At 67.4% G+C, this 23,422-nt stretch carries 23 protein-coding genes; 11 read left to right on the plus strand and 12 right to left on the minus strand.

Translation table 11 applies throughout. From position 1 onward, the window contains the following. The first annotated feature begins 29 nt into the window (after nucleotides 1-29). The gene (locus ACNJ7K_RS23610; RefSeq protein ID WP_487042258.1) at nucleotides 30-1,358 is read left to right on the plus strand and encodes a PucR family transcriptional regulator; all 1,329 of its coding nucleotides are present in this window, start codon (nucleotides 30-32) and stop codon (nucleotides 1,356-1,358) included. Nucleotides 1,359-1,365: 7 nt separating this feature from the next. Here the strand turns inward: ACNJ7K_RS23610 and ACNJ7K_RS23615 are convergent, their stop codons facing one another. Beyond that, nucleotides 1,366-2,388, minus strand: a complete 1,023-nt coding sequence (locus ACNJ7K_RS23615; RefSeq protein ID WP_487042259.1) for an alpha/beta hydrolase — start codon at nucleotides 2,386-2,388, stop codon at nucleotides 1,366-1,368. 510 nt (nucleotides 2,389-2,898) lie between these two features. Here ACNJ7K_RS23615 and ACNJ7K_RS23620 point away from each other — a divergent pair. Continuing rightward, nucleotides 2,899-3,252 carry a Zn-ribbon domain-containing OB-fold protein gene (locus tag ACNJ7K_RS23620; RefSeq protein ID WP_487042260.1) on the plus strand — a complete coding sequence of 118 codons (354 nt, stop codon included), beginning with the start codon at nucleotides 2,899-2,901 and terminating at the stop codon, nucleotides 3,250-3,252. A 10-nt stretch (nucleotides 3,253-3,262) separates the two neighbouring features. On the opposite strand, the gene ACNJ7K_RS23625 is transcribed toward ACNJ7K_RS23620, so the two are convergent. Further along, on the minus strand, nucleotides 3,263-3,673 hold the full coding sequence (locus ACNJ7K_RS23625) for a RidA family protein (RefSeq protein WP_487042261.1): 411 nt from the start codon (nucleotides 3,671-3,673) through the stop codon (nucleotides 3,263-3,265). A gap of 80 nt (nucleotides 3,674-3,753) precedes the next feature. On the opposite strand from ACNJ7K_RS23625, the gene ACNJ7K_RS23630 reads away from it, so the two are divergent. Beyond that, nucleotides 3,754-4,125, plus strand: a complete 372-nt coding sequence (locus ACNJ7K_RS23630; RefSeq protein WP_487042262.1) for a winged helix-turn-helix transcriptional regulator — start codon at nucleotides 3,754-3,756, stop codon at nucleotides 4,123-4,125. A 44-nt stretch (nucleotides 4,126-4,169) separates the two neighbouring features. Here ACNJ7K_RS23630 and ACNJ7K_RS23635 read toward each other — a convergent pair whose 3' ends face one another. The 4 genes from ACNJ7K_RS23635 to ACNJ7K_RS23650 form a co-directional block, all read right to left on the minus strand. After that, nucleotides 4,170-4,433 (minus strand): GlsB/YeaQ/YmgE family stress response membrane protein, encoded by a 264-nt coding sequence (locus ACNJ7K_RS23635; RefSeq protein WP_120282569.1) that lies wholly within the window; start codon nucleotides 4,431-4,433, stop codon nucleotides 4,170-4,172. 108 nt (nucleotides 4,434-4,541) lie between these two features. Further along, nucleotides 4,542-4,868 (minus strand): WhiB family transcriptional regulator, encoded by a 327-nt coding sequence (locus tag ACNJ7K_RS23640; protein WP_159418347.1) that lies wholly within the window; start codon nucleotides 4,866-4,868, stop codon nucleotides 4,542-4,544. Nucleotides 4,869-4,952: 84 nt separating this feature from the next. Beyond that, nucleotides 4,953-5,726 (minus strand): SDR family NAD(P)-dependent oxidoreductase, encoded by a 774-nt coding sequence (locus ACNJ7K_RS23645; protein WP_230791676.1) that lies wholly within the window; start codon nucleotides 5,724-5,726, stop codon nucleotides 4,953-4,955. Nucleotides 5,727-5,749: 23 nt separating this feature from the next. Then, a complete protein-coding gene (locus ACNJ7K_RS23650) occupies nucleotides 5,750-6,604 on the minus strand; it encodes a sugar phosphate isomerase/epimerase family protein (protein ID WP_487042263.1) in 855 nt (284 codons plus the stop codon). Between the two features lie 152 nt (nucleotides 6,605-6,756). Between ACNJ7K_RS23650 and ACNJ7K_RS23655 the strand changes: the two genes are divergently transcribed. From ACNJ7K_RS23655 to ACNJ7K_RS23680, 6 genes are all read left to right on the plus strand, one after another. Further along, nucleotides 6,757-8,157 (plus strand): MFS transporter, encoded by a 1,401-nt coding sequence (locus ACNJ7K_RS23655; RefSeq protein ID WP_487042264.1) that lies wholly within the window; start codon nucleotides 6,757-6,759, stop codon nucleotides 8,155-8,157. Then, complete coding sequence (locus tag ACNJ7K_RS23660; protein WP_159418344.1) at nucleotides 8,154-9,047, plus strand: transketolase; 894 nt, start codon at nucleotides 8,154-8,156, stop codon at nucleotides 9,045-9,047. Before ACNJ7K_RS23655 ends, ACNJ7K_RS23660 begins: the two co-directional genes overlap by 4 nt. Then, nucleotides 9,044-10,033: a transketolase family protein gene (locus ACNJ7K_RS23665; RefSeq protein WP_487042265.1), complete on the plus strand. Its 990-nt coding sequence runs from the start codon at nucleotides 9,044-9,046 to the stop codon at nucleotides 10,031-10,033. The genes ACNJ7K_RS23660 and ACNJ7K_RS23665 overlap by 4 nt, the downstream gene beginning before the upstream one ends. Nucleotides 10,034-10,134: 101 nt before the next feature. Further along, a complete protein-coding gene (locus tag ACNJ7K_RS23670) occupies nucleotides 10,135-10,791 on the plus strand; it encodes a GntR family transcriptional regulator (RefSeq protein WP_487042266.1) in 657 nt (218 codons plus the stop codon). A 51-nt stretch (nucleotides 10,792-10,842) separates the two neighbouring features. After that, nucleotides 10,843-11,319, plus strand: a complete 477-nt coding sequence (locus tag ACNJ7K_RS23675) for an SRPBCC family protein (RefSeq protein ID WP_159419227.1) — start codon at nucleotides 10,843-10,845, stop codon at nucleotides 11,317-11,319. 140 nt (nucleotides 11,320-11,459) lie between these two features. Further along, nucleotides 11,460-12,929, plus strand: a complete 1,470-nt coding sequence (locus ACNJ7K_RS23680) for an FAD-dependent monooxygenase (protein ID WP_487042267.1) — start codon at nucleotides 11,460-11,462, stop codon at nucleotides 12,927-12,929. Nucleotides 12,930-13,057: 128 nt separating this feature from the next. Here ACNJ7K_RS23680 and ACNJ7K_RS23685 read toward each other — a convergent pair whose 3' ends face one another. From ACNJ7K_RS23685 to ACNJ7K_RS23700, 4 genes are all read right to left on the minus strand, one after another. Further along, nucleotides 13,058-14,545 carry an NAD-dependent succinate-semialdehyde dehydrogenase gene (locus ACNJ7K_RS23685; protein WP_487042268.1) on the minus strand — a complete coding sequence of 496 codons (1,488 nt, stop codon included), beginning with the start codon at nucleotides 14,543-14,545 and terminating at the stop codon, nucleotides 13,058-13,060. Next, on the minus strand, nucleotides 14,542-17,547 hold the full coding sequence (locus ACNJ7K_RS23690; protein WP_487042269.1) for an FAD-binding and (Fe-S)-binding domain-containing protein: 3,006 nt from the start codon (nucleotides 17,545-17,547) through the stop codon (nucleotides 14,542-14,544). Before ACNJ7K_RS23690 ends, ACNJ7K_RS23685 begins: the two co-directional genes overlap by 4 nt. Nucleotides 17,548-17,933: 386 nt before the next feature. Continuing rightward, on the minus strand, nucleotides 17,934-19,412 hold the full coding sequence (locus ACNJ7K_RS23695; protein ID WP_120282575.1) for an aldehyde dehydrogenase family protein: 1,479 nt from the start codon (nucleotides 19,410-19,412) through the stop codon (nucleotides 17,934-17,936). Between the two features lie 332 nt (nucleotides 19,413-19,744). Next, nucleotides 19,745-20,230, minus strand: coding sequence for a LysR substrate-binding domain-containing protein (locus ACNJ7K_RS23700; protein WP_487042270.1), 486 nt, complete (start codon nucleotides 20,228-20,230; stop codon nucleotides 19,745-19,747). Between the two features lie 18 nt (nucleotides 20,231-20,248). Here ACNJ7K_RS23700 and ACNJ7K_RS23705 point away from each other — a divergent pair, with 18 nt between their 5' ends. Beyond that, nucleotides 20,249-20,635: a malate:quinone oxidoreductase gene (locus ACNJ7K_RS23705; protein WP_487042271.1), complete on the plus strand. Its 387-nt coding sequence runs from the start codon at nucleotides 20,249-20,251 to the stop codon at nucleotides 20,633-20,635. A gap of 9 nt (nucleotides 20,636-20,644) precedes the next feature. Here ACNJ7K_RS23705 and ACNJ7K_RS23710 read toward each other — a convergent pair whose 3' ends face one another. Then, nucleotides 20,645-21,721: an alkene reductase gene (locus ACNJ7K_RS23710; RefSeq protein WP_487042272.1), complete on the minus strand. Its 1,077-nt coding sequence runs from the start codon at nucleotides 21,719-21,721 to the stop codon at nucleotides 20,645-20,647. 80 nt (nucleotides 21,722-21,801) lie between these two features. Further along, complete coding sequence (locus tag ACNJ7K_RS23715; protein ID WP_159418338.1) at nucleotides 21,802-22,764, minus strand: helix-turn-helix transcriptional regulator; 963 nt, start codon at nucleotides 22,762-22,764, stop codon at nucleotides 21,802-21,804. A 100-nt stretch (nucleotides 22,765-22,864) separates the two neighbouring features. Here ACNJ7K_RS23715 and ACNJ7K_RS23720 point away from each other — a divergent pair, with 100 nt between their 5' ends. Continuing rightward, nucleotides 22,865-23,413: a DinB family protein gene (locus ACNJ7K_RS23720; protein ID WP_183070697.1), complete on the plus strand. Its 549-nt coding sequence runs from the start codon at nucleotides 22,865-22,867 to the stop codon at nucleotides 23,411-23,413. Nucleotides 23,414-23,422 lie beyond the last annotated feature (9 nt).

Here is a 23,422-nt window from a genome sequence, read left to right on the forward strand (position 1 = left end):
AAACGCCGTAGCCTCCGGAATCGGACACGATGAATCCTCACGAGATCGGACAGGGCGCCCACACGGTGGGTGATCCCGGACCTGCTGCGCGCGCACTGATCGAGGCGGTCGCCGACCTGTCGACGACGCGGCAGGCCGAGATCACGCAGTACATGACCGAGCGGATCTCGTCCGAGATCGAGGCGATGTCCACCGACCGCCACACCCGCCGTTCCCTCGCGCAGGCCGCCGAGGAGGGGGTCGCAGCGATCACCCGGTTCCTCCGGGACGACCTCGACGAAATCGAGATTCCGGCGGCGTCCTACTCGCTGGTGCGTGTGCTGGCCCGGCAGGGTTTCCCGGTCTCGGTGGTCGACCGCAGCAACCGGCTCGCGCAGGACAGCATCATGCGCTGGTGCCTCGAGGTGCTGGCGGGACTCAGCGACGACGCCGCGGTGGCGATGCAAGCAGGTGTGGAGATCCTGATGAAGCTGTCTGCCGGGATCGACGGTGTGTCCCAGAAACTGCTCGCGGTCTATGAGGCCGAGCGCGATACCTGGCTGCTCAACCGCAACGCCTCCCGGACCGCCCGCATCCAGGACATCCTGGCCGGACGCCCGATCGAGGTGGGAGACGCCGAGCGCACCCTCGGTTACCGGCTCGGCCAGCACCACCTCGGGGTGATCGTCTGGACGGACGACATCGAAGTGGTCGGTGGGGACCGGTCCGGCACCGAATGGAACGGCCTCGAACAAGCGGTGACGGCCTTGGCCGAACATCTCGGGCGGGGCGGCCGGGTGTTGTTCGAACAGTTCGACGAGTACACCGCTTGGGCGTGGATCCCGCTCGGCGCGGTCGACCGCATCGACCCGAGCGGACTGTCCGCGGTCGTCGCGGCCTGGCAGCGACCCGTCGGTGTCGCCGTCGGAGCGCCCCAGGAAGGGATCGACGGTTTCGTCCGCACCCACCGCCAGGCGGCGCAGGCGCGGGAGGTGGCTCTGACATCGGCTTTGCCGGGTCCGCGCCTCGTCTCGATCGACGAGGTCGGTGCGGTCGCGTTGATGTGCACCAATCTCGAGTGGGCCCGCGCCTGGGTGGAGGATGTGCTCGGCCGGCTCGCCGCCGACAGTCCCGCCGCCGCGCAACTGCGGCACACGCTGCGAGAATTCCTCTCCAGTGGAGGGAGTTTCGTCGCCACCGCGGAAAAACTGCATCTGCACCGGAATTCGGTCGCCTACCGGATCAGCAAGGCGGAGAAGCAGATCGGGCACAGTGTCCGCGAGTGTCGACTCGACCTCGAGAACGCGCTCGCGCTGTGCCACTGGCTCGGCGCCGCCGTGCTGGCGCCCGATTCGGAAGGTCCACCCTCGCCAGAGTGACGGCCCGCTAGCGGGAGCCGGGCACGGCGCTGCGAACGAACCGTCCGATCTCGCCGATCGCGCGGACTCCTTCGGGTAGCAGATCCGCGGCGGCCTGGAAGACGTGCACCTGCCGGTCCCAGACCTGCAGTTCGCACACGATACCGGCGTCCGCGAGACGGTCGGCCATCGACTCCGCGTCCACCAGGAACAATTCGTGCGAGCCGACCTGAATGAGCGTGGGCGGCATGCCCGACAGATCCGCGTCGGCGGGACAGATCCGCCCCGAGTCCTGGCGATGTCCTGCAAGGCCGGCCAACGCCTCGAGTGCGTTGCCGGGAAGCAGCGCGCAGTTTGCAGCGTTGGAGTGGCCGAGTTTGCGGGCCGGATCCAGTTCGGTGAGCGGGGACAGGGCGACGATCGCTCCTGGCACCGGGATGCCCCGGTCGCGCAACGCGAGCGACACCATGAAGGCCAGATAGCCGCCGGCGGAATCACCGGCGATCACGATCTGCTCGGGTCCGTAACCTGCGGCGAGCAGGAAGAGATAACCCTCGACACCGTCGTCGACGGCATCGTCGATCGAGTGCTTCGGCAGCATCCGGTAGTCGACCATGAGCACGGGGGTGCGGCCGGCATCGGAGATCCGCGAGACGAGGCGGAGGTGGCTGCGCATCCCGCCGCACAGGAAGCCGCCGCCGTGCAGGTAGAGCATCACACGATCGAATCCCGTCCGCGGGCCTTCCACCCAGGAACCCGTGCAGTTCGGCAACTGGACAGGAGCGCACACCGTCCCGTCGATCGCGGGGAGCAACGCTCCGGCGGCGTCCAGCAGACCCGTCGGCCAGGGCAGCGTCGTCGAACGGCCCCACAACCCGAGCAGTGGACGTACCGACATGCGGATCGCCTGCGCCAGAAGTTTGGACTGACGGCTCGACCCGGGGAAGTCGCGTCGGCGGACCGGAGCCGAGCGAATGAGGGAGTGCGGCGGCCGAGGCGTGGGCAGATCGCGCGGAACGAAGGGTGCGCGCACGTCACGTGCGGTCGTCACGGGAAAGAGCTCCTCACAACCGGTGGGATATCTACGACCGGTCGATCCACGAAGGGGAGACGGTCGAGCAGCGGCGAGTGGACCCGGCGAAGCGGGTGCCGCCGTCTTCCACGGTAAGGACGAACGTCCCTCGGTTCACCGGTACGGCTGCACACTGTTTCCGTGGTGGTTCGGGCCGCGCGCACAGTGTCCGATCATGGCACTGAGTGCCGATGCGAGCCGGATCACGTCCGAACAGGGTGAATCCGCACTTCGTCGGCGTATCTCGGGGGCTCGTCCAAGTGGCATTCGGTAGCACCAGTAGCCCGACCGAAAGGCTCGATATTGTGCGCCGCGACCAGCGGGCCCCGCGATCTGTGTGCTCGCGTACCGATGGAAAAGGTCCCGGGCCGACCTACCTTCGTATAGGGGCCGATGCTCGGAGCCACGTCATCGGCCCGTCGGGGGTCCCGCCCCTCTACGGCGGACCACTTCGTGGCTCGGAGATTCTCCGTTGACGGAAGGACCGCGATGGCGCCCCACGCGACGCAGAACTGCATGACGATCCTGCGCTGCGGGAGTTGTACGACGCTTCTCGCTCCCGAGGCAGCGCGCTGCTCCTCCTGCGGCGGCGCGAACCTCGAGTCCGCCAGCTGCTCCGGCACCGGCTCGATCGTGTCCTGGAAGGTCGTCGAGCCGCTCGATGTCGGCGCGCAGGACGACAGCTCGGTCACCCTCGCGATCGTCGAACTCGACGACGGGCCGTGGCTCTACTCGAAGATCGAAGGATCGTTCCCCGAATGCGCCGACGCCCGAGTTCGGGTGGCGTTCCGGTCCACTGCGTGCGACGACGGGTTCCCGGTCTTCGGGGTCTGTGCGGCCTGACACACGACGCTCACTCCCCGAGGATCGCAGTGGCGTCGATCTCCACGAGCACCGCGGGTTCATAGAGTGCCGCGACACCGATCAGCGCTGCCGGCGGCATCGGATCGGGCAGATCGATCTCCTGTGCGACGGTCTGCACGCCGGCCATGAACTGTTCGATCTTCTCGGGTTGCCAGTCGGTGACGTAGAAGGTCAGGCGCACGACATCGCGGAAGGTTGCGCCCACTCCGTCCAGGCCTCGTGCCACGTTGCGCAGCGCCTGGACCACCTGACCGGCCAGATCGGTAGGGATCGGTGAGCCGTCCGGCATATGTGCGACCTGTCCGGCGAGATGTACCTGTCGCGTACCGGTGGAGACGGCGACGTGGTGGTAGGGCGCGTTCGGCAGCATGCCTTCGGGGCTGAACAAGGTGACGGACACGGGCTTCTCCTGAGGTCGGAACCGAGCGGTAGCCGATTTATACTTGGTAGCCGGAAGTCACTTCAACGAAACCAGGTTTCATGTCGGATACCGCTGACCACGATCTGCTTGCCGTCGCCGCCCACCGGGAACTGTTGGGACAGATCCTCGACAAGTGGTCCCTGAGCGTGCTCACCGAATTGTGCGAGGCGCCGCGTCGCTTCAACGAACTGCGGCGCGCGGTTCCCGAGGTCACGCAGAAATCCCTGACGACCACGCTGCGCAGACTCGAACGCAACGGGATCGTCGAACGTCGAGTGGTGACCACCCGTCCCGTCGCGGTCGAATACCGCATCACCCCGCTGGGGAAGACGGTGCGCGAACCGATCGACGCTCTGTTGCTGTGGGCGTCGACTAACCTCCCTCGCATCGAGGAAGCACGGCGCGGATTCGACGGTGATGCCGACGAGTGAGCGCGGCAGCGCTCGGGCCCCGGAACGACGGTGGACCGAGGCCGCTAGGCCTGACGCGACCGCGACTTCCAGGCCGACCAGGCGGCGGTCACGATGATCGCGCCGGCGAGGGAGCCGATGATCCCGCTGGGACGCAGTTCGAGTCCGTCACCTGCGAGAAGGCTGATGAGCAGACCACCGACGAACGAACCCCCTACGCCCGCGACGAACGCGAGCGTCCAGTCGATCCCGGTTCCGGACCTGCCCACGATGAGCTGTGCCGCCGCGCCGACGAGCAGTCCGAACAGAATGATTCCGATGATCAACATTGCGCGAGTATAGGCCGGGATCGATACGGCGACAGTGCTTCCGCGATATGAACACAGCGGCGAACACTGCATTTCACCAGGGGAGTGGCGCTCGGCCACGAATTCACCCTATGGATTCATCCCGAGTGTGTGAGTTGTCCGAGCGCGGTCCGAGGTCGGTCTTCCCCTGCGGCGGTCCGATTCGGATGTTCCTCCCCAGATCCCGTGACGTTCGCGGGTTTCCAGCGCGTAGTCGCGGCAGGGGATGCGGACGGGGCACGACGTGCAGATCCGTTTCGCCGTCCGTTCACGGCGCTGCCGCATCCCGCGCGATTCGTCGTCCGGCGGGAAGAAGATCGAGGGATCGATGAGACGGCAGTCGGCGCGCGACTGCCACGGCTGCAGTTCCACGTCGGGGCTGCTACCGAATGGGGCGAAGAATGGCGTTGTTGTCATGGTGCTCGTCCGGCGACCGAAGTGAAAACGGTGCCGTCCGGTGTCCGACCACGAGGGTGCATGAGCGGACACCGGACGGAGTGGTCAGTGCATGTGGCTGCCGCCGTTGATGTCGACGGTCGTACCGGTCAGGTAGGCAGCGTCCTCCGACGACAGGAACGTGATGACCGAGGCCACCTCACGGGTGGTGGCGGTGCGTCCGATGGGAACGTCGCGGCAGATGGCGGCCTCCTGCTCCGGGGTGCTGCCGACGCGGATGCTGGTGTCGACCGCGCCGGGGGTGACCGCGTTGACGGTGACGCCGCAGTCGCCGAGCTCGCGGGCGAGGGACTTGGTGAATCCGAGGACCGCGGCCTTCGCCGACGAGTAGGGGACCTTGCCGAAGACACCGCCGCCACGCTGGGCGGAGACCGACGACATGTTCACGATGCGTCCCCATCCGTTCTCGATCATGCCCGGCAGGAATGCCCGGGTGACGAGATAGGTGCCGGTGGCGTTGACGGCCATCACCTTGTTCCACAGTTCGAGGCTCGTTTCGAGGAACGGCACCGGCGAGGTGATGCCGGCGATGTTCGCGACCGCTCCGACGGGCGGGAGGCTTCCCGCGGCGACTTCCGCGGCGACGGCATCGTGCGCTGCCTGTACCGACGCCTCGTCGGCCACGTCGACCTCGTGTCCGAAGGACGGGACGGAGTACTCGCTGCCGATCTCGGCGGCGACCTTGGCGGATTTCTCACCGTCCAGATCGAGGACGACGACGGCCCAGCCGTCCTCGGCGTAGCGACGGGCGGTGGCGAGGCCGATGCCGCGCTCGGAGGTCGCTCCGGTGACGACTGCGGTGCGTCGGATCGAGGACATGGGTTTTCTCCTTGAAGGTTGGGTCAGGGGATAAGGGTGGTGACGAATCGAGCTGCCCGAGAGGCACTTTCGGGTCGCTCGGGGTCGGTGATGTCGCGGGCCTCGAGTTCGAGGGCGAAATGCCCGGTGTACCCGCGGGCGTCGAGGGCGGCGAGGCCGCCGGCGAAGTCGGCGTGCCCGTTGCCGATGCTGAGCTTGATGTTTCCGGGCACGGCGTCCCGGAGGTGGACGTGCGTGATGCGCGAGGCGAACAGGTCGACGAAATCGATGGGATCTCCGCCCGAGGCGACGATGTGGCTGAAGTCCATCACCACGCCGATGCCGGGGGACAGTCGTGCTGTCAGCCGGGCGGCGCGAGAGATGTCGCAGCACAGTCGGTGGACGTGGAGGGATTCGGTCCACAGGCCCACCCCGAAGTCCCGGGCCCGCACGTGTGCCCGCTCGAGTTGTGCCGCGACGGTGTCGAGGTCTTCGTCGAGGGACCGTATCGGCCGGTCGTCGAGGTGTCCGCACGGCAGCACCAGGGCGCGTGCCTCGATGCGAGAGGTGAGGGTCAGCAACCGGTCGAGATGGTGATCCCGCCGGTCCTGTTCTTCGGGGGTCAACGGCGCGTCGAGGTCACCGATGTCGCCGTTGACGCTACGGACGCGCAGGCCCGAGGCTGCCACGTCGTCGGCGACCCGATCGACGGCGTCCGCGTCGAGCACGAACGGAACGTGATCGCAGACTCCGGGTAGAGCGCCGAGATCGATCTCGGTGAAGCCCAGGCCGGCGATGGTTCGTAGCGCCGTGGGCAGGTCTAGGTGGCGGAAGCTGATCGTCGAGCAGCCGAGCCGATCGTGGAACACGAGAACCTCCTGGAAGGTGATGGGGACCACGCTAACTGTGCTGACTGTCAACAGTCAGCCGTTGCCTACTGACAGTTGACATGAGGGGGTGGCCGCGCTCACACTGGGCTCACTGTTGACAGTCGACATCTTCTTTCCCCGTCGCACCAGCGGCCGTATTCTCGGTCCGCAAGGAGAAATTCATGAGCACAGAAGCTCTTAAGATGCGAGGTCCCGTCGAGGGCACCAAGGACGCCAAACGCGTCGCGATCGGTTCCTCTGTCGGCGCCGTCATCGAGACCTACGACTTCATCGGCTTCGGCACCGCCGCAGCGTTGTACTTCGGGACGGCCTTCTTCCCCAGCGGTGATCCCGTCATCGGAACCCTCGCCGCCTTCGCCACCCTCGGCGTCGGATTCGCCGCACGACCTCTCGGGGGGATCCTCGGTGGCCACCTCGGAGACAAGGTGGGGCGCAAGCCGGTCCTCGTCGCCTCACTGATCGTCATGGGCCTGGCCACCTTCGCCATCGGCCTGCTTCCGACCTACGGCCAGGTCGGTCTCGTCGCACCGGCGCTGCTGGTGACCGTCCGCATCATCCAGGGACTCGCCTTCGGCGCCGAATGGGGCGGAGCGATCCTGATGAGTTACGAACACGCGCCGTGGAAATCGAAGGGCCGCTATACCGGCATCGTCCAAGCGGGATTCCCCGTCGGGCTGCTGTTGGCCAACCTCGTATTCCTGTTCAGCGTCCACCTCGGTGGCGACTGGGCGTGGCGGGTGCCGTTCCTCGCGAGCATCGTCCTCGTCGTCGTCGGACTGATCATCCGGTCCAAGGTGCCCGAGTCCCCGGTCTTCGAGGACGTCAAGGACAGCGGCGAGATCGTTGCCTCCCCGATCCTGGACTCCGTCAAGAAGGACTGGCGCGACATCCTCCGCGGCATAGGCCTGCGCGTGGCCGAAACCGCCGGCTACGCCGTCTCGATCACCTACATGATCTCCTACCTGCACGAGAACGGCCTCGCCGGGAAATCGGAAACCCTGCTGGCGCTGTGTGTGGCCTCGGCGATCGGCATCTTCGCCACGATCGGCTGGGCCACCTTGACCGACCGTATCGGCCGCCGCCCGGTGTATCTCGGAGTCTGCGCGTTCGCCGCCCTCTTCGGGGTCCCGATGTTCCTCCTGGTCAACACCGGCACGTTCGTGCTGATCCTGGCCACCGTCGTGATCGCGTACGCCGTCTGCCAGAACGCCCTTGCCGGAGCGCAGGGTGCCTGGTTCCCCGAACTGTTCCAGGCAGCCCGCCGCGCCTCGGGCGCATCGCTGGCCTACCAGATCTCGGCGATGGTCTCCGGGTTCACCCCGTTCATCACCGCGCTGCTCTACTTCGCTTTCGGCTGGATCGGCCCGGCCCTGCTCTTCAGCTTCTACGGCCTCGTCGGTCTCGTCTGCGCCCTCGTCACCCGTGAGACCTGGGGACCGACCGAGCGTCGTCTCGCCGATCAGGCCGGCCGGTCGAACTCACACCCTTCCGATAGCCCCGGGGGCCCCCTGTCCGGTGGGGCCGCCGCGGCATCGAGCACCAAGGAAAAGGAACTTCTGTGACCACCACAGCGCATCCCCGTCCCGACATCGCCCCGACCCGGAACGAGCGACTCGCCGCCATCGACGAATTCGCCTACCGACTCCGGCACAACGTGATCGACATGGGCCAGGAACAGGGCCAGGGCTACGTCGGCCAGGCGCTCGGCGCCGCGGACATCCTCGCCACCGTCTACGGAGACCATCTGCGCTTCCGCGCCGACGACCCGCACTGGGACGGCCGCGACCGGTTCCTCCTGTCGACAGGCCACTACGCCATCGGCCTGTACGCGGCGCTCGCGGAGGCGGGGATCATCTCCCACGACGAGTTGCTCACCTACGGCTCGGACGATTCGCGCCTGCCGATGTCGGGCATGTCGACCTATACCCCCGGCATGGAGATCTCCGGCGGCTCGCTCGGCCACGGCCTTCCGATCGCGGTCGGCATGGCACTGGGCCTGCGGCACCAGGATTCGCCGGCACGGGTCTTCAACTTCCTGTCGGACGGCGAACTCGACGAAGGGTCGACCTGGGAAGCGGCCATGAGCGCGCACCACCACCGGCTCGGCAACCTCATTGCGATGGTCGACATCAACGCACTGCAGGCCGACGGCGCCACCCGCGGAGTGCTGAGCACGGAACCGGTCCACGACAAATGGACGGCCTGCGGGTGGCGCACCTACCGGGTCGACGGCAACGACACCGCTGCGCTGCTCGACGCGTTCGATGCGGCCCTCGCCGAGGCCGCCCCGACCGGATCCCCGGCGATCGTCCTGTGCGACACCCGCGTCGGCAAGGGCGTTCCGTTGCTCGAAACCCGCGAGAAGGCGCACTTCATGCGCATCGACGAAGACGAATGGCAGATCTGCCGCGACCAGCTGACCGCCGGCCACAACCGCGAGGACGTCCGATGACCACCACCGCTCCCAAGCTCAAGACCTCGGCGATGATCGCCTCCTTCGTCGACCCGGGGCAGCGGACCACCGCCGCACCGTTCGGCCACGCGCTGGTCGCGGCCGCCCAGGAGGACGACCGGATCGTCGGCCTGTCCGCCGATCTCGCGAAGTACACCGACATGCACATCTTCGCCGAGGCGTTCCCGGACCGGTTCTTCCAGATGGGCATGGCCGAGCAGTTGCTTCTCGGCGCCGCGGCGGGCATGGCCGAGACCGGCCTGATCCCGTTCGCATCGACCTACTCGGTGTTCGCCGCCCGCCGGGCCTACGACTTCCTGTGCCTGGACATCGCCGAGCCGAACCTCAACGTCAACATCGTCGGCGGACTCCCCGGCCTGACCACCGGATACGGACCCAGCCACCAGGCCACCGAGGACATCGCCATCTTCCGCGGCATGCCCAACCTGACGATCGTCGATCCGTGCGACTCGATCGACATCGAACAGGCCGTGCCGCAGCTCGCCGCGAGTGAGGGGCCCACCTATCTCCGCTTGCTGCGGGGCAAGGTCGCCACCGTCCTCGACGAGTACGACTACCGCTTCGAACTCGGCAAGGCGAAGGTGCTGCGCGGCGGGAACGACGTCGTCTTCGTTACCAGCGGGCTGATGACCATGCGGGCGTTGCAGGCGGCGGACGTGCTGGCCACCCACCATGTGGACGTCGGGGTGGTCCACACGCCCACCATCAAGCCGTTCGATGCGGCGACGGTACTGGCGGAGATCGACACCGACCGGCTGGCGGTCACCCTCGAGAACCACACCGTCGTGGGTGGGCTGTTCGAAACCGTCGCTGCGGCGGTCGTGGGGGCGGGTCTGGGAAAAAGGGTCGTCCCCATCGGTCTGCCCGACCGGTTCCTCGATGCCGGCGCGCTTCCGACTCTCCACGACCGGTACGGATTGAGCACCGAGCGGGTGGTCGCGCGGGTGCTCGACGAGCTCGGCTGACCGACACGCTGTACGGGTCCCGTACCCAGCTCGGTGCGGGACCCGTATCATTGTCGACAGACTGTTGTCGACAGTCGGCCGCTGACACCTGGAGGCAACTCATGGCTGCTCAACCCGCTGCGCTGCTGGGGCTCGAGAGGACCAGCCTGCGCCAGCAGGCCGTCACCGCTCTGCGCACCGCGATCACGAGCGGCGCGCTCGCCCCGAGCAGCCCCCTCGTCGAAACCGAGCTGTCCGAGATGCTCCAGATCAGCCGGGGGACCCTGCGCGAGGCGATGCGCCAGCTGCAGCAGGAAGGTCTGATCTCTGCCGGTGCCCGCGGTCGCCTCTACGTTCGCCACCTCGACGCCAAGGAGATCGGCGACATCTTCGCCGTGCGCGCGGCCCTGGAAGCGTTGGCCGTCCGCGACCTCGCGGAGCGGGACGACCGGGCCTCGGTGATCCCGGCCCTGCGCGAAGCTCTCGAGGCGATGGCTCATGCCGAGAACGACCTCGAGGCGCGCATCGAGTCCGACCTGAACTTTCACCGCTTGCTCTGCCGTCTGACCGGCAACGAAACGCTCATGCACTCGTGGCAGTCGCTCGAGGGATCGATCCGCATGTCCATCATGTTCGCCGGTCTGGAGAAGGCGGTCGGAAACATGGACGTCGGGCGTCACAGTGCCATCGTCGACGCCATCGAAACCGGCGATGCCGACACGGCTGCGTCCACAGTGCGATCGCACATGGCGTGGGCGGCAAGCAATCTCGTGTCCTGATCCGTACTTCTCAGGGTGTTGCTGCCGATTCCGGAGGTCTCGTCGGGCAGGATGGTGGCCATGCAGACCACACCTCTGACCTTCGAGTCCTCCGTCGTCGTTTCCGCCACCCCCGACGAGGTGTACGCCCTCGTCTCCGATGTCACCCGCACCGGTGAATGGTCGCCCGTCTGCGCGGAATGCTGGTGGGACGAAGGGCAGGGCCCCGAGGTCGGTTCCTTCTTCACCGGTCGGAACGTCACCCCCGAACGCACCTGGGAGACCCGGTCGGAGGTCGTCGTCGCCTCCCCGGGCCGCGAATTCGCGTGGTCGGTCGGTCCCGGCCTCGTGCGCTGGAGCTACGTCATCAAGCCCGCGGACGCCGGCACGGAACTGACGGAGACCTGGGAGTTCACCGATGCGGGGCAGAAGTTCTTCCACGAGAAGTTCGGGGCGGAGGCACCTGCCCAGATCGCTGCGCGGGAACAGGCCGCCCGCAGCGGAATTCCGGAGACCTTGGACGCGATCAAGCGCATCCTCGAGGGCTGACCCGGGACGGTCGTCGTCCCGTCGCGTTTCCGACGCTCGTCGTCCCGTCCCGTTTCCACGGTATCGCGCAGGTGGGGGCTTGTCGCAAGCCCCCACCTGGGGCTCATACTGCCCGTCCGGTGTCGTGGAGAGGGGCGGACATGCATGAGGTCGCAGTGGTCGGGTGCGGGCCGACGGGAATGATGCTGGCGGGGGAGTTGCGCCTTGCGGGCGCAGACGTCGTCGTACTCGAACGTCGCGAATCGCAGGATCTCGCAGGGTCGCGGGGTGGTGGTATCCACGCCCGCACCATCGAACTGCTCGATCAACGAGGGATCGCCGAGCGGTTCCTTGCCGAGGGGCGAACGGTGAACACCGCGACCTTCGGGGGCACCAGGCTCGACGTGGGCCGTCTGCCCACCCGCCATCCGTACACGCTGGCGTTGTTCCAGAACCACATCGAACGGCTGCTGCTGCGGTGGATCGAGGAACTCGACGTGCCGATCCGGCGGAACATCGAGGTCGTCGGGGTTCACGCGGACGAGGACAACGTGCACCTTCGGCTCGCATCAGGGGAGACGGCGCAGGCTCGATACGTGGTGGGTGCCGACGGCGGGCGCAGTGTCGTACGCCGCGCGGCCGGGGTCGGATTCGAAGGGTCGGCTGCGACACGCAGCAGCCTTATCGCCGAAGTACGGGTCACCGAGGAACTCCCTACCGACGCGAAGATCGACGAGCGCGGTGTTCACGGTCTGTATTCGATGGGGGAGAGCCGAGCGCGGGTCGTGGTGACCGAAGCCGAACTGGGACCTCCCACGATGCCGACGCTCGACGACCTGCGACGAGAACTGGTCCACGTGTTCGGCACCGATTTCGGTGTGCACGATCCCACCTGGCTCTCGCGGTTCACCGACGCGACCAGGCAGGCGACGACCTATCGCGCGGGCCGGGTCCTGCTCGCGGGCGACGCCGCACACGTGCATTCACCCACCGGCGGACTGGGTATCGGCCTGGGCATCCAGGATGCCGTCAATCTCGGCTGGAAACTCGGGCAGGTCGTGCGCGGGGTCTCGGGGGAGGACCTGCTCGACACCTATCACGCCGAACGGCACCCGGCCGGAGCGCGGGCGCTGAAATTCACGATGGCCCAATCTCTTTTCCAGAAGGCCGATCCGCGCCAGGAGGCCCTCCGCGATCTGATCGACGAGGTGCTTCGCGTCGGCGATGCCGGATCACCGATCGCGGCGTTGATCTCCGGTCTCGACGTCGCCTACGACCTCGGTGAGGGACACCCGCTGCTGGGACGGCGCATGCCGGATCTCGACATCATCGCCGAGGAGAAGCCGCTGCGCGTGTTCGGGCTCATGCACCGGGCTCGTCCGCTTCTGCTGCAATTCGACGGTCCACCAATCGATTCCGGTGATCTTGCTGAACGCGTCGACCTCGTGCGGGTGCGCTACGACGGCGCCTGGGAGTTGCCGTTGCTCGGTGAGGTCGTGGCGCCGTCGGCTGTGCTCGTGCGCCCGGACGGGCACGTGGCCTGGGTGGGGGAGGGCTCGACGGAGGGTCTCGATGCCGCGCTCGCGAAGTGGTGCGGCACTGCGGCCCGCCGAGCAGGAACCGTTGCGTGACCAGGGGATTCCTGACCTACACGGGTAGGCCGTACCGACCCTGCGCGCCGAACCGGGCTTCGCGCGCGTTGCAGCGGCGGCGAAAATCGGTTCGGCGCGCGAGGATCGGCGGAACAGCGATCGATGCGTCAGCGACGAGGGACAGCGACGTACTTGACCTCGAGGAACTCGTCGATACCGATGGTGCTCCCCTCACGTCCGAGACCCGATGCCTTGATGCCGCCGAACGGTGCCGCGGGGTTGGACACGATGCCGGTGTTCAGCCCGACCATGCCGACCTCGAGCGCTTCGCTGACACGGAAACTGCGGTCGACGTCCTGGGTGAAGATGTATCCGGCCAATCCCCAGGGCGTGTTGTTGGCGATCTCGACGACCTCGTCCTCGGTATCGAAGACGACGATGGGTGCGACCGGCCCGAAGATCTCCTCGCTCATCAATGCGGAGTCCTTCGACACGTCGGCGAGGACGGTGGGTGGGTAGAAGTAGCCGGGTCCCTCGGACCGGCTACCGCCGCACACGACGCGCGCTCCGCGTTCCACGGCATCGGCGACGAGACGTTCCACCTTCGCCAGGGCCTTCTCCTCGACCAGCGGACCGACCTGGGTGCCCTCGACCAGGCCGTCCCCGACGGCGAGGGCATCCATACGGGCAGCGAGCTTCTCGGCGAACCGATCGGCGACCGCGCGCTGCACGAAGATGCGGTTCGCCGCGGTGCACGCCTCACCCATGTTGCGCATCTTCGCGACGAGCGCGCCATCGACGGCCCGGTCGAGATCCGCGTCCTCGAACACGACGAACGGGGCATTCCCTCCCAGTTCCATCGAGCTGCGCATGACGTGCTGGGATGCCTGTTCGAGCAATCGGATGCCCACCGCGGTCGAACCGGTGAAACTGATCTTGCGTGCGATGCCGCTGGACATCCAGGTGGAGACGACCTCCCCGGGTGCGGTGGTGGGCACGACGTTCAGCACACCCTTCGGCACACCGGCCTCGATGAGCACGTCGACCAGGGCCAGCGAGGTCAACGGCGTCAGCTCCGAGGGTTTGAAGACGATGGTGCACCCGGCCGCGATCGCGGGTCCGATCTTGCGAGTGCCCATGGCGAGCGGGAAGTTCCACGGCGTGACGAGGACACAGGGTCCCACCGGTTCCTTGGACACCAGAATGCGGGTAGCGCCGTCGCCGGTGCTGGTCACATCACCGCCGATGCGGACGGCTTCCTCGGAGAACCACCGGAAGAACTCTGCAGCGTAGGCGACCTCGCCCTTCGCCTCGGCGAAGGGCTTTCCCATCTCGGTGGTCATGATGGTCGCGAACTCGTCCTGCCGGTCCAGGATGAGCTCGTAGGCCCGGCGAAGGATGACGCTGCGTTCGCGCGGAGCGGTCTTCGCCCACTGTTTCTGCACGCGAGCGCAGGTCTCGATGGCACGCCGGGCGTCGTCGGCGTTGCCGTTCGCGACGGTCGCGACGACCTCCTCGGTCGCCGGGGCGACGACGTCGAATCGTTCGCCGGTGGTCGATTCGACCCACTCACCGTCGATGAACAATCCAGTGCTGACTCGGGACACTGCGTCGGAGACGCCCACCCGTGTCCCGGCAATCGTTGCGTCGGTCATGCGCTTTCCTCCTCGGAGATGGTGTTGTTCATCGACATTCGCGGCCCGGGATCGAGCAGTTCTGCGAGATGTTGCCCCGGGGCGGATAAACCGATCTGCGCGACCTGCATCGCGCACGAAAAGCCGTCCGTGACCACCGCGGAATCGTCGCCGGCCGCGCGCAGTGCCGGCGCGAGGGAGGTCTCGGCGACCTTCATGCTGATGTCGTGGTGTTGTTTCTCGAATCCGAAGTTGCCTGCCACGCCGCAGCATCCGACTGCGTCGCGGACGTCGTCGACTCCCGCTGCGGTCAGGATCCGGCGATGGCTTCCGGCGCCGAACACGGAGTACTCGTGGCAGTGCGTCTGCAGCACCATCTCGTTCGGCAGCGGCGGTACAGGGGCGGGTGTCCAACCGTTGCGCACCAAGGTGTCCACGTAGGACGCGAAGCTGTGGACCCGTGCGGCGACGCGACGCGCAGCCTCGGTAGGCACCAGCTCGGGCAGGTCCTTGCGCAGTGCGGCCGCGCAACTCGGCTCGATGACGACGATCGGCCGGTCGGTGCCGTCGTCGAGTGTGCGGGCGGCGTGGGAGAGTTTCTTCTTCGCGGTGTCGAGCTGACCGGTGGAAATCCACGTCAGTCCACAGCACGCGTCCGCGGAGCAGCTCACCTGCTGATCCGCCGAGGCGAGCACGCGGGCGGCGGCACCGGCGACCTCCGGCCGCAACCCCCGAGTGAAGGTGTCGACGAACAGCACCACGGGCGTCGAACCGGACCGGCCGCTCAGCGCGTCGCTCACGGCCTTCTTCCAGGCTCGCCGGGGGGCGAAGGGCGGAAGTACCCGGTCGGGGGAGATGCCGCCGAGTGCGGCGGCGCGCTTCGCGAGAGAAGTGCGCAGGACCGCGTTGACCAGCGGTGCTGCCAAACCCGTGACGCGGAGCCAGCGTGGCAGCCAACCCAGCGAATAGTGCGATACCGGTCGTCGTGTGCCGTCGTAGTAGTGCGAGAAGAACTCGGATTTGTAGGTGGCCATGTCGACGCCGGCCGGGCAGTCGGTCGAGCAGGCCTTGCACGACAGGCACAGATCGAGTGCCTCACGCACCTCCTCGGATTTCCACCCTTGTTCGAGCGTGCGGGCGCCGCGCACCATCTCCTGCAGGACCCGGGCCCGGCCGCGAGTGGAGTCCTTCTCGTCGCGGGTCGCGCGGTAGCTCGGGCACATCACGCCACCGGAGTCGGATCGGCATCGTCCGACGCCGATGCAGCCCTGGACGGCGTGTATCCACGGGTCGGGGGTGTGTTGCGGCCGCGCGCCGTCGGGGCGGACGGCCTCGATCGGGTACAGGTCGTAGTGGGTACGCCAGGTGCGTTCGGGAACGCCCGCCAACGCCAGATCGGCATCGATCCGCGCCGGGTCGGTCAGCGATCCCGGATTCAGGATGCCCTTCGGGTCCCAGATCGAGCGAAACGCGCGGAATGCGCTCATCATCCGCGGGGAGTACATCACCGGCAGCAGTTCCGAGCGGGCACGGCCGTCGCCGTGTTCTCCGGAGAGCGATCCGCCGTGACGGACCACCAGATGTGCGGCCTCGAAGGTGAACTCGCGGAAGACCTGCCGGCCCTCCTCGGTGCGCAGGTCGTAGGTGATGCGGATGTGCATGCAGCCGGCGCCGAAGTGCCCGTACATCACGCCCTGCAGACCGTGCCGGTCGAGCAGTGCGCGAAAGTCCTGCAGGTAATCGGCGAGGTTCTCCGGCGCGACGGCGGAATCCTCCCAGCCCGGCCAGGATTCACCGCCGGATGCCAGGCGGGACGAGAGTCCGGCGCCGTCCTCGCGCACCCGCCACAGGGAAGCGCGCTCGGTGGTGTCGGCCGCGATGCGGCTGTCGACGAGACGGCCGTTCCGGCGAAGTTTGTCGAGCAGTGCGTCAGCGGCGGTGGTCACCGAGTCCGGGTCGTTACCGTCCAAGTCGACGTAGAGCCACGCGTTTCCCGCGGGCAGGCCGAGGACGGAGTTCTCGCCCCGGCGGAACCGCATGGTCTCGACGATCGCCGCGTCGACACCCTCGACTGCCGCAGGGGAGAATTCCAGGATGGTTCCGATGTCGCGGGCCGCGTCGACCACGTCGTCGTAGCCGAGGCAGACCAGCAACGCGCTGGACGGGCGGGGAACCAGCTTGACGCGGGCCCCGACGATCACCGCGCACGTTCCCTCGGATCCGACAAGCGCACGGGCGACGTCGAACCGCTTCTCCGGCAACAGATTGTCGAGGTGGTAGCCCGAGACCTGCCGTTGGATCCTCCCGAGTTCGGTGCGGAACTCGAACAGGTGCTCCGCCGCCAGCGCGGTGAGCTCGGCGTCGAGCTGTTCCGCGCGAGCCGCAGCGGCCGCGTCGTCGGGATCGGTGGCACGTAGGCCTCGCTGCGCAGCGGTGAGCCGGAACCCGTCGGCGGTGACGAGGTCGATCTCGTGGACGTGATCGGACATGCGGCCGTAGCGCACCGAGTGGTTTCCGCAGGCGTCGTTGCCCAGCGCGCCACCGACCGTGGCCCGGTTCTTCGACGAGGGATCGGGGGCGAAGGTCACCCGGCCGGAGGACGCGTCCTCGGCCGCCCGTGTGAGGGTCGCGAGCACGACGCCCGGTTCGACGTCGGCGACACCGGACGTCTCGTCGATGGCGAGGATGCGGTTCATGTGCCGGGAGAAGTCGACGACGACACCGGGGCCGACGGCGTTACCCGCCATCGACGTCCCGCCCCCTCTGCTGACCAGCGGGATCCCGGTCTCGCCGCAGGCACTCACCACCGCCACGACGTCGTCCACCGACCGAGGAAAGACCACGGCCGCCGGTGGCACCCGGTAGTTGGAGGCGTCGTAGGAGTACTCGGCCCGTCGACGTGGGGAGCTATCGATCGGGATGCCCAGCGCCTGGAGTCGGTCGGCAAGGAGTCGGATCCGGACGTCCTCGTCCGTGGAGGAGACGCTGGGGCGCTGTCCTATGGTGAGATGGTCGTCGTTCATCGCGTGCGCCGCGTCGGGAACGGAGACCGCAGAGAATATGGGCGCGTCGGTTCAAGGAACACCATCGGCCACCTCCCAGTTTGTAGGATTGTCGACAATCCTGCCACGCACGGAGCGTACAAAGCGGAGACGGTGAACGCAACGCAGGCCGGGCCGGCGTTCTCACCGGCGACGGAGGATGTTCGCCCCCTCACTCGGTCTGATCGCCCTATGACGTCTGCCGTCTGCACCCCGAGTCTGCGCAGGGTGCAGACGGCAGTCTTCCGTATCGACGTCGGTCGGTAGCTGTGACGCGGCCGTGAATGCCGACTGCGTGCGGTCGAGTTACGCCGTACGGCCGCGACGATCGTCGACGCTGTCGGCGTGGCGGAGGCACTGACGCGTGTCTACACCAGCCGAGTCACGCCGATGGTGTGATCGGTGGTGAACTCCTCGATCGCCCACTCGCCGTTGAATCGTCCGAGACCGGAGTTGCGTTCGCCACCGAATGCCACGTGCGCCTCGTCCTGAACGGTCATCTCGTTGATGAACGTCATGCCTGCCTCGACCCGATGCGCGAATTGCAGTCCGCGGTCGATGTTCTGCGTGAAGACCGCGCTGGACAGACCGAATTCGTGGTCGTTGGCCAGTTCGAGGGCGTGTGCTTCGTCATCGGCGCGCAGGACCGCGACCATCGGGCCGAAGATCTCCTCGCGGGCGATCTCCATGTCGGGCGTGACGTCGACGAACACGTGCGGAGGCACGACCCGGCCGTCGATCTCCCCACCGAGCGCAACGCGTGCTCCGGCGTTCCGGGCCTGCTCGATCTTCTCCTCGAGGCCCTTCAACTGCGAATCGTTGACGACGGGCCCGACCAAAGTGCCATCTGCGGAGGGATCGCCGTAGGGCACGGCTTGCGCGGCTCGGGTGAACCGTTCGACGAAATCGTCGTACACCGGCGCCTGCACGATGATGCGGTTCACAGCCATGCAGATCTGTCCGGAATGCAGGAACGACCCGGTCACCGCTGCCTCGACGGCCGCGTCGAGGTCGGCGTCGTCGAGGACCACGAGGGGTGCGTTGCCGCCCAATTCGAGTGCCACCTTCTTGAGGTGCTCACCACCGGTGGCGACCGCACCGACCTGCTTGCCGACCGGTGTCGAGCCGGTGAAGGAGATCAACCGCGGGACGGGATGCTCGACGAAAGCGTCGCCGATCTCCGAACCGGAGCCGATCACGACCGACAACACCCCCGCCGGTAGGCCTGCTTCCTCGAAGATCCGAGCGATCAACAGACCGCCGGTCACCGGAGTGTCCGAGGCCGGCTTGATCACCACGGCATTGCCCAACGCCAACGCCGGTGCCACCGATCGCTGCGACAGGTGCAGCGGGAAATTCCACGGGCTGATCACCCCGACCACTCCGATGGGCTTGCGGTACACCCGCATCTCACGGTTCGGGGTGTTCGAATCGAAGATCGATCCGTGGACCCGGGACGGGAACGATGCCGCCTCCTGAGTGATGCCGATGGCCAGGGAGACTTCGGTATCGGCCTTGATCCGCGTCGAGCCGGACTCGGCGACCAGCCAGTCGATGATCTCGGCTCGTCGTTGTTCGAGAATCTGCGCGGCGCGACGCAGGACCGCGGCGCGGTCGGCGGGACCGGTCGTGGCCCACTCGACCTGTGCTGCCCGGGCGGAGGTGTAGGCGGCGTCGACGTCCTCGGCGGAGGCGAGGCGGATCGTGGCGACCACGCTGTCGTCGAACGGATTGGTGTCGGTCAGGACGCGGTCGGAGCGTCCCTCGCGCCACTGCCCATCGATGAACTGGGAGGCGACCGGTTTCCCGGCGAACGTGGCGGTGGAACCGAGATCTGTTGCTGTCATGGAGAACTCCTCGACGGTAGGTAGGTCAGGGAAAAGCGACGACGGGCTCGAAGGTCGATGCGTTTACCGAATCGCCGAATGTGGTGTTGATCTGCTCGAATAAATAGGCTCCACCTGCCGGTCTGGATGCCGCAGTCCGAACGACGTCCTCGTCTCCGAGAACTGCCGACAGCGCTGTCGGGTAACACTCGTTGCAGACGATCGCATCTGTGTGGCATACCCCGCCGGCGACCAATCGAACCCGGAGCTTGCGCCTCGTCGGCACCGGCGACGCAGAAGATGGCGCACGGCTCGCGAAGGTGTGCACCGTCTCCGGCGTTCGAGAGGGATGCCTATGAATCGAACCGGCGATCGTCGAATCTGGCGGCGTGCTCGGCGATGTGAGCGTGCAGTCGCGCGACCGCCGGGGTCGGCGTCCGCGTACCGGTCGTCAGTCCGATGGTGCGATTCGCGATTCCGGCGACCGGCACGGTGACGATTCCGGGGACAGGCGTTTCGGAGCGAGGTAGCAGTGCAACCCCGAGGCCCTGGGCGACCAGTGCCCGGATCGTTTCGAACTCACTGATCTCGAACGCGATGTACGGTTCGAATCCTGCTTCGCCGCACACAGTTTCGAGCTCTCTGCGGATGTGGTAGTCGGGCGGGCTCGCGATGAAGTGGTCGTCCGCGAGCTCGCGCAGGTCGAGGCAGGCACGGCCGGCGAGGCGATGGCTGCTCGGGAGGTGGAGCAACAGTCGCTGCTGGGCGAGCACGGTGACCGGTAGATCCTCCGGCGGAGGAATGATGACGGCGAGATCGAGCCGACCGTCCCGAACCATGGCAGCGAGCGCTTCGCCGTGCGCCTGGACCAGCGGTCCTGTCCCGAGGCACGGGAGTCCGACTGGGAGTTGATCGACGCGGGTCAGCGGGCCCAGCTCGTCAAGCCCGATCGTCGTAGGATCGGGGTTCTGGCCTTCGGCACGGAGGTCGTGGCGAGCGCGGACGGCAGCATCGCCGGGTTGCTCGGGGCGTCGCCCGGCGCCTCGATCGCTCCGTCGGCGATGGTCGAGCTGCTGAGCACGTGTTTCCCGGATGATGCGGCGCGATGGCGGCCGGTGCTCGAACGGATGATGCCCGACCTGTCTCGGATGACCGAAATGACCTCGCGCGCCGAACCGGGCCCCGCCTGCACTACAGCAGCGGCGAGAAACGGTTCGGCGCGCAAGGATCCGAACTCCTCGTAGGGCTTACGCTCAGACGGTCTGCAGGAACGGGTAGTCGGTGTACCCCTCGGCTCCGGACGCGTAGAACAGCTCCGGACGCGGTGCGTTCTCCGGCTGCCCGTCCCGCCAGCGCTCGGCCAGGTCGGGACTGGCGATCAGTGCGCGGCCGACGGCCACGGCGTCGGCGTGCGAATCCTCGATCAGCTGCACGGCCTCGTCGCGCGTGGTCGGCGAACCGAAGCCACTGTTGGCGATCACCTTGCCGCCGAAACGCTTCCGGAGTTCCTGCACGAGATCGCCGGTCGGCTCCTTGTGGAGGACGGACAGATAGGCCAGACCGAGGGGCTGCAGGGCCTCGACCAGAGCACCGTAGGCGGCACGCACATCGTCGCGATCGGTCTCGACGGCGTCCTGGATGTTGTGTTCGGGGGAGATCCGCAGTCCGACGCGCCCGGCGCCGACCGCTTCCGACACGGCCTTCACGACCTCGACGACGAGACGGATCCGGTTCTCCACCGAACCGCCGTACTCGTCGTCCCGCACGTTCGATGCGGGGGAGAGGAATTCGTGCAACAGATATCCGTTGGCGCTGTGGACCTCGACACCGTCGAGTCCGGCGTCGATCGCACGGCGGGCCGAGGCGACGAAGTCGTCGATGACGGACGGAATCTCGTCGGTGGTCAGTGCGTGGGGCACGGGGTAGGGCTGCTTGCCCTGCTCGGTGTGCACCTGGCCGTCGATCGCGATGGCGCTCGGCCCGACGACGCGTCGGCCGCCGTTGACGTCGGGATGCGTGACGCGGCCGCCGTGCATCAACTGCACCACGATGCGTCCGTCGCGCTCGTGCACGGCATCCGCGACGCGACGCCAGCCGGCGACCTGCTCGTCGGTGACGATGCCGGGCTGACCGACGAAGGCCTGCGATTCGAAGTTCACATAGGTTCCCTCGGCGATGATCAGGCCGACACTCGCCCGCTGACGGTAGTGCTCGACGATCAGATCTCCGGGTACACCGGCGGAACCACCACGCAGGCGGGTCAGCGGGGCCATGACGATGCGGTTCGCGAGTTCGAGGTCTCCGAGGGCTACAGGTGTGAACAGATCCATGGGTGGCGCAACCACCCCCACCCCCGACGGCATTCCGATGCCCGGCCGATTGTGGGATGGGTCATAGCGCCGGATGGTGGTCATTCCGAGTGTTCGACGGCGGTGACCAGCCGATTCGACCAGTTCTCCAGGTACTCGACGAACTCCGGTGGCGACGCGCCGAGCAGCCGCCCACCGGACATGCCCACGGCGAAGACCGCCCAGTCCATGCTGTCGGCGTCCACCTCGATCCGGCAGCGCTCGGAGTCGATCGCGATCACCTCGGTCCACTGACCGATCCGACGCCGCACCTCGTGCGCCGACGCCTCCAGTTCCGCGCTGACCTTCACCTGGGAACGGCTCCGGATGCCGCGTTCGACGAAGGTCGCGGCGTCACCCCCGGGCAGCTCGCGTTGCCGGAATCGCATCCCGGTGGCGGCGGTCTCGGCCATGCGGTCGAGCCGGAAGCTGCGCCAGTCGCCGCGGTCGAGGTCGTAGCCGACGAGATACCAGCGTCGTCCGAGGGAGACGAGTTGCCGGGGTTCGACGCGCCGGCTCGTCGCGGTGCCATCGGCCGCGGTGTACTCGAAGACGATGCGTTCGTCGTCGCGGCAGGCCCGCGCGACGGTGACGAGTTGCTGCGAATCGGTCGCGCGGGTCGCCCAGGGGATGTCGGCGGAGACCGTCGCCGCATCGAGCGCCTCCACCTGGCGTCGCAGCCGCGGCGGCATCACCTGGATGACCTTGGCCAGCGCCCGCACCGAGATCTCGGCGATCCCGGTGATGGAGGTCTGCGCCGCGGTGAGAAGTCCCACCGCGAGCGCGACCGCTTCGTCGTCGTCGAGGGCCAGCGGTGGCAACGACGCGCCCGGCGCGAGCTGGTACCCGCCGCCGACCCCACGATCGGACCGCACCGGATAACCGAGATCGCGGAGACGTTCGATGTCGCGGCGCAGGGTTCGCAGCGAGACTCCCATCCGGTCGGCGAGTTCGGCGCCGAGCCAGTAGCGGTGGGTCTGCAACAGCGACAGAAGCCGCAGGGTGCGGGAGCTCGTGTCGGACATGACCTCATTCTTCCGCACCTGCAGACCTATAAGTGACAGAAACTGGCACCAATGGCTCGTAGCGTAGTTCTTGCCGGACCACGACGACGAGGAGCACCCGATGACCGAGACCACCACCACCCGGAACGCCACCCCGACCCTCGACCAGGAACGCCGCGATCTGCTGTCGAGCCTCGCCCACGCGCGGCACTTCCTGCGGTTCACGGCTCGCGATCTCACCACTGAACAGGCGTCGCAACGAACGACGGTGAGCGCCTTGACGATCGGCGGACTCATCAAGCACGTCACCGAAGTCGAGCGGGGATGGGCGGATTTCCTCGTGGTCGGAGCCGACTACATGGAGAAGGATTTCACCGAGTGGACCGAAGAGGATTTCGCCGAACGCGACAAGGACTTCCAGCTGCAGCCCGGTGAGACCCTCGAAGGTGCGCTGCGCGCCTACGACGAGGTGGCGGCCCGAACCGACGAGCTGGTGCGCACGCTGCCGTCGCTGGACGTCGTGCACGAACTTCCCAAGGCCCCGTGGAATACCGAGGACGCCTGGTCGGTGCGTCGCGCACTGCTGCACATCGTCGCCGAGACGACGCAGCACGCCGGCCACGCCGACATCATCCGCGAGTCCCTCGATGGGTCGAAGTCGATGGGATGAACCGGCGGT

It is taken from the genome of Rhodococcus shunpengi (assembly GCF_048381395.1).
Lineage (GTDB): Bacteria > Actinomycetota > Actinomycetes > Mycobacteriales > Mycobacteriaceae > Rhodococcus.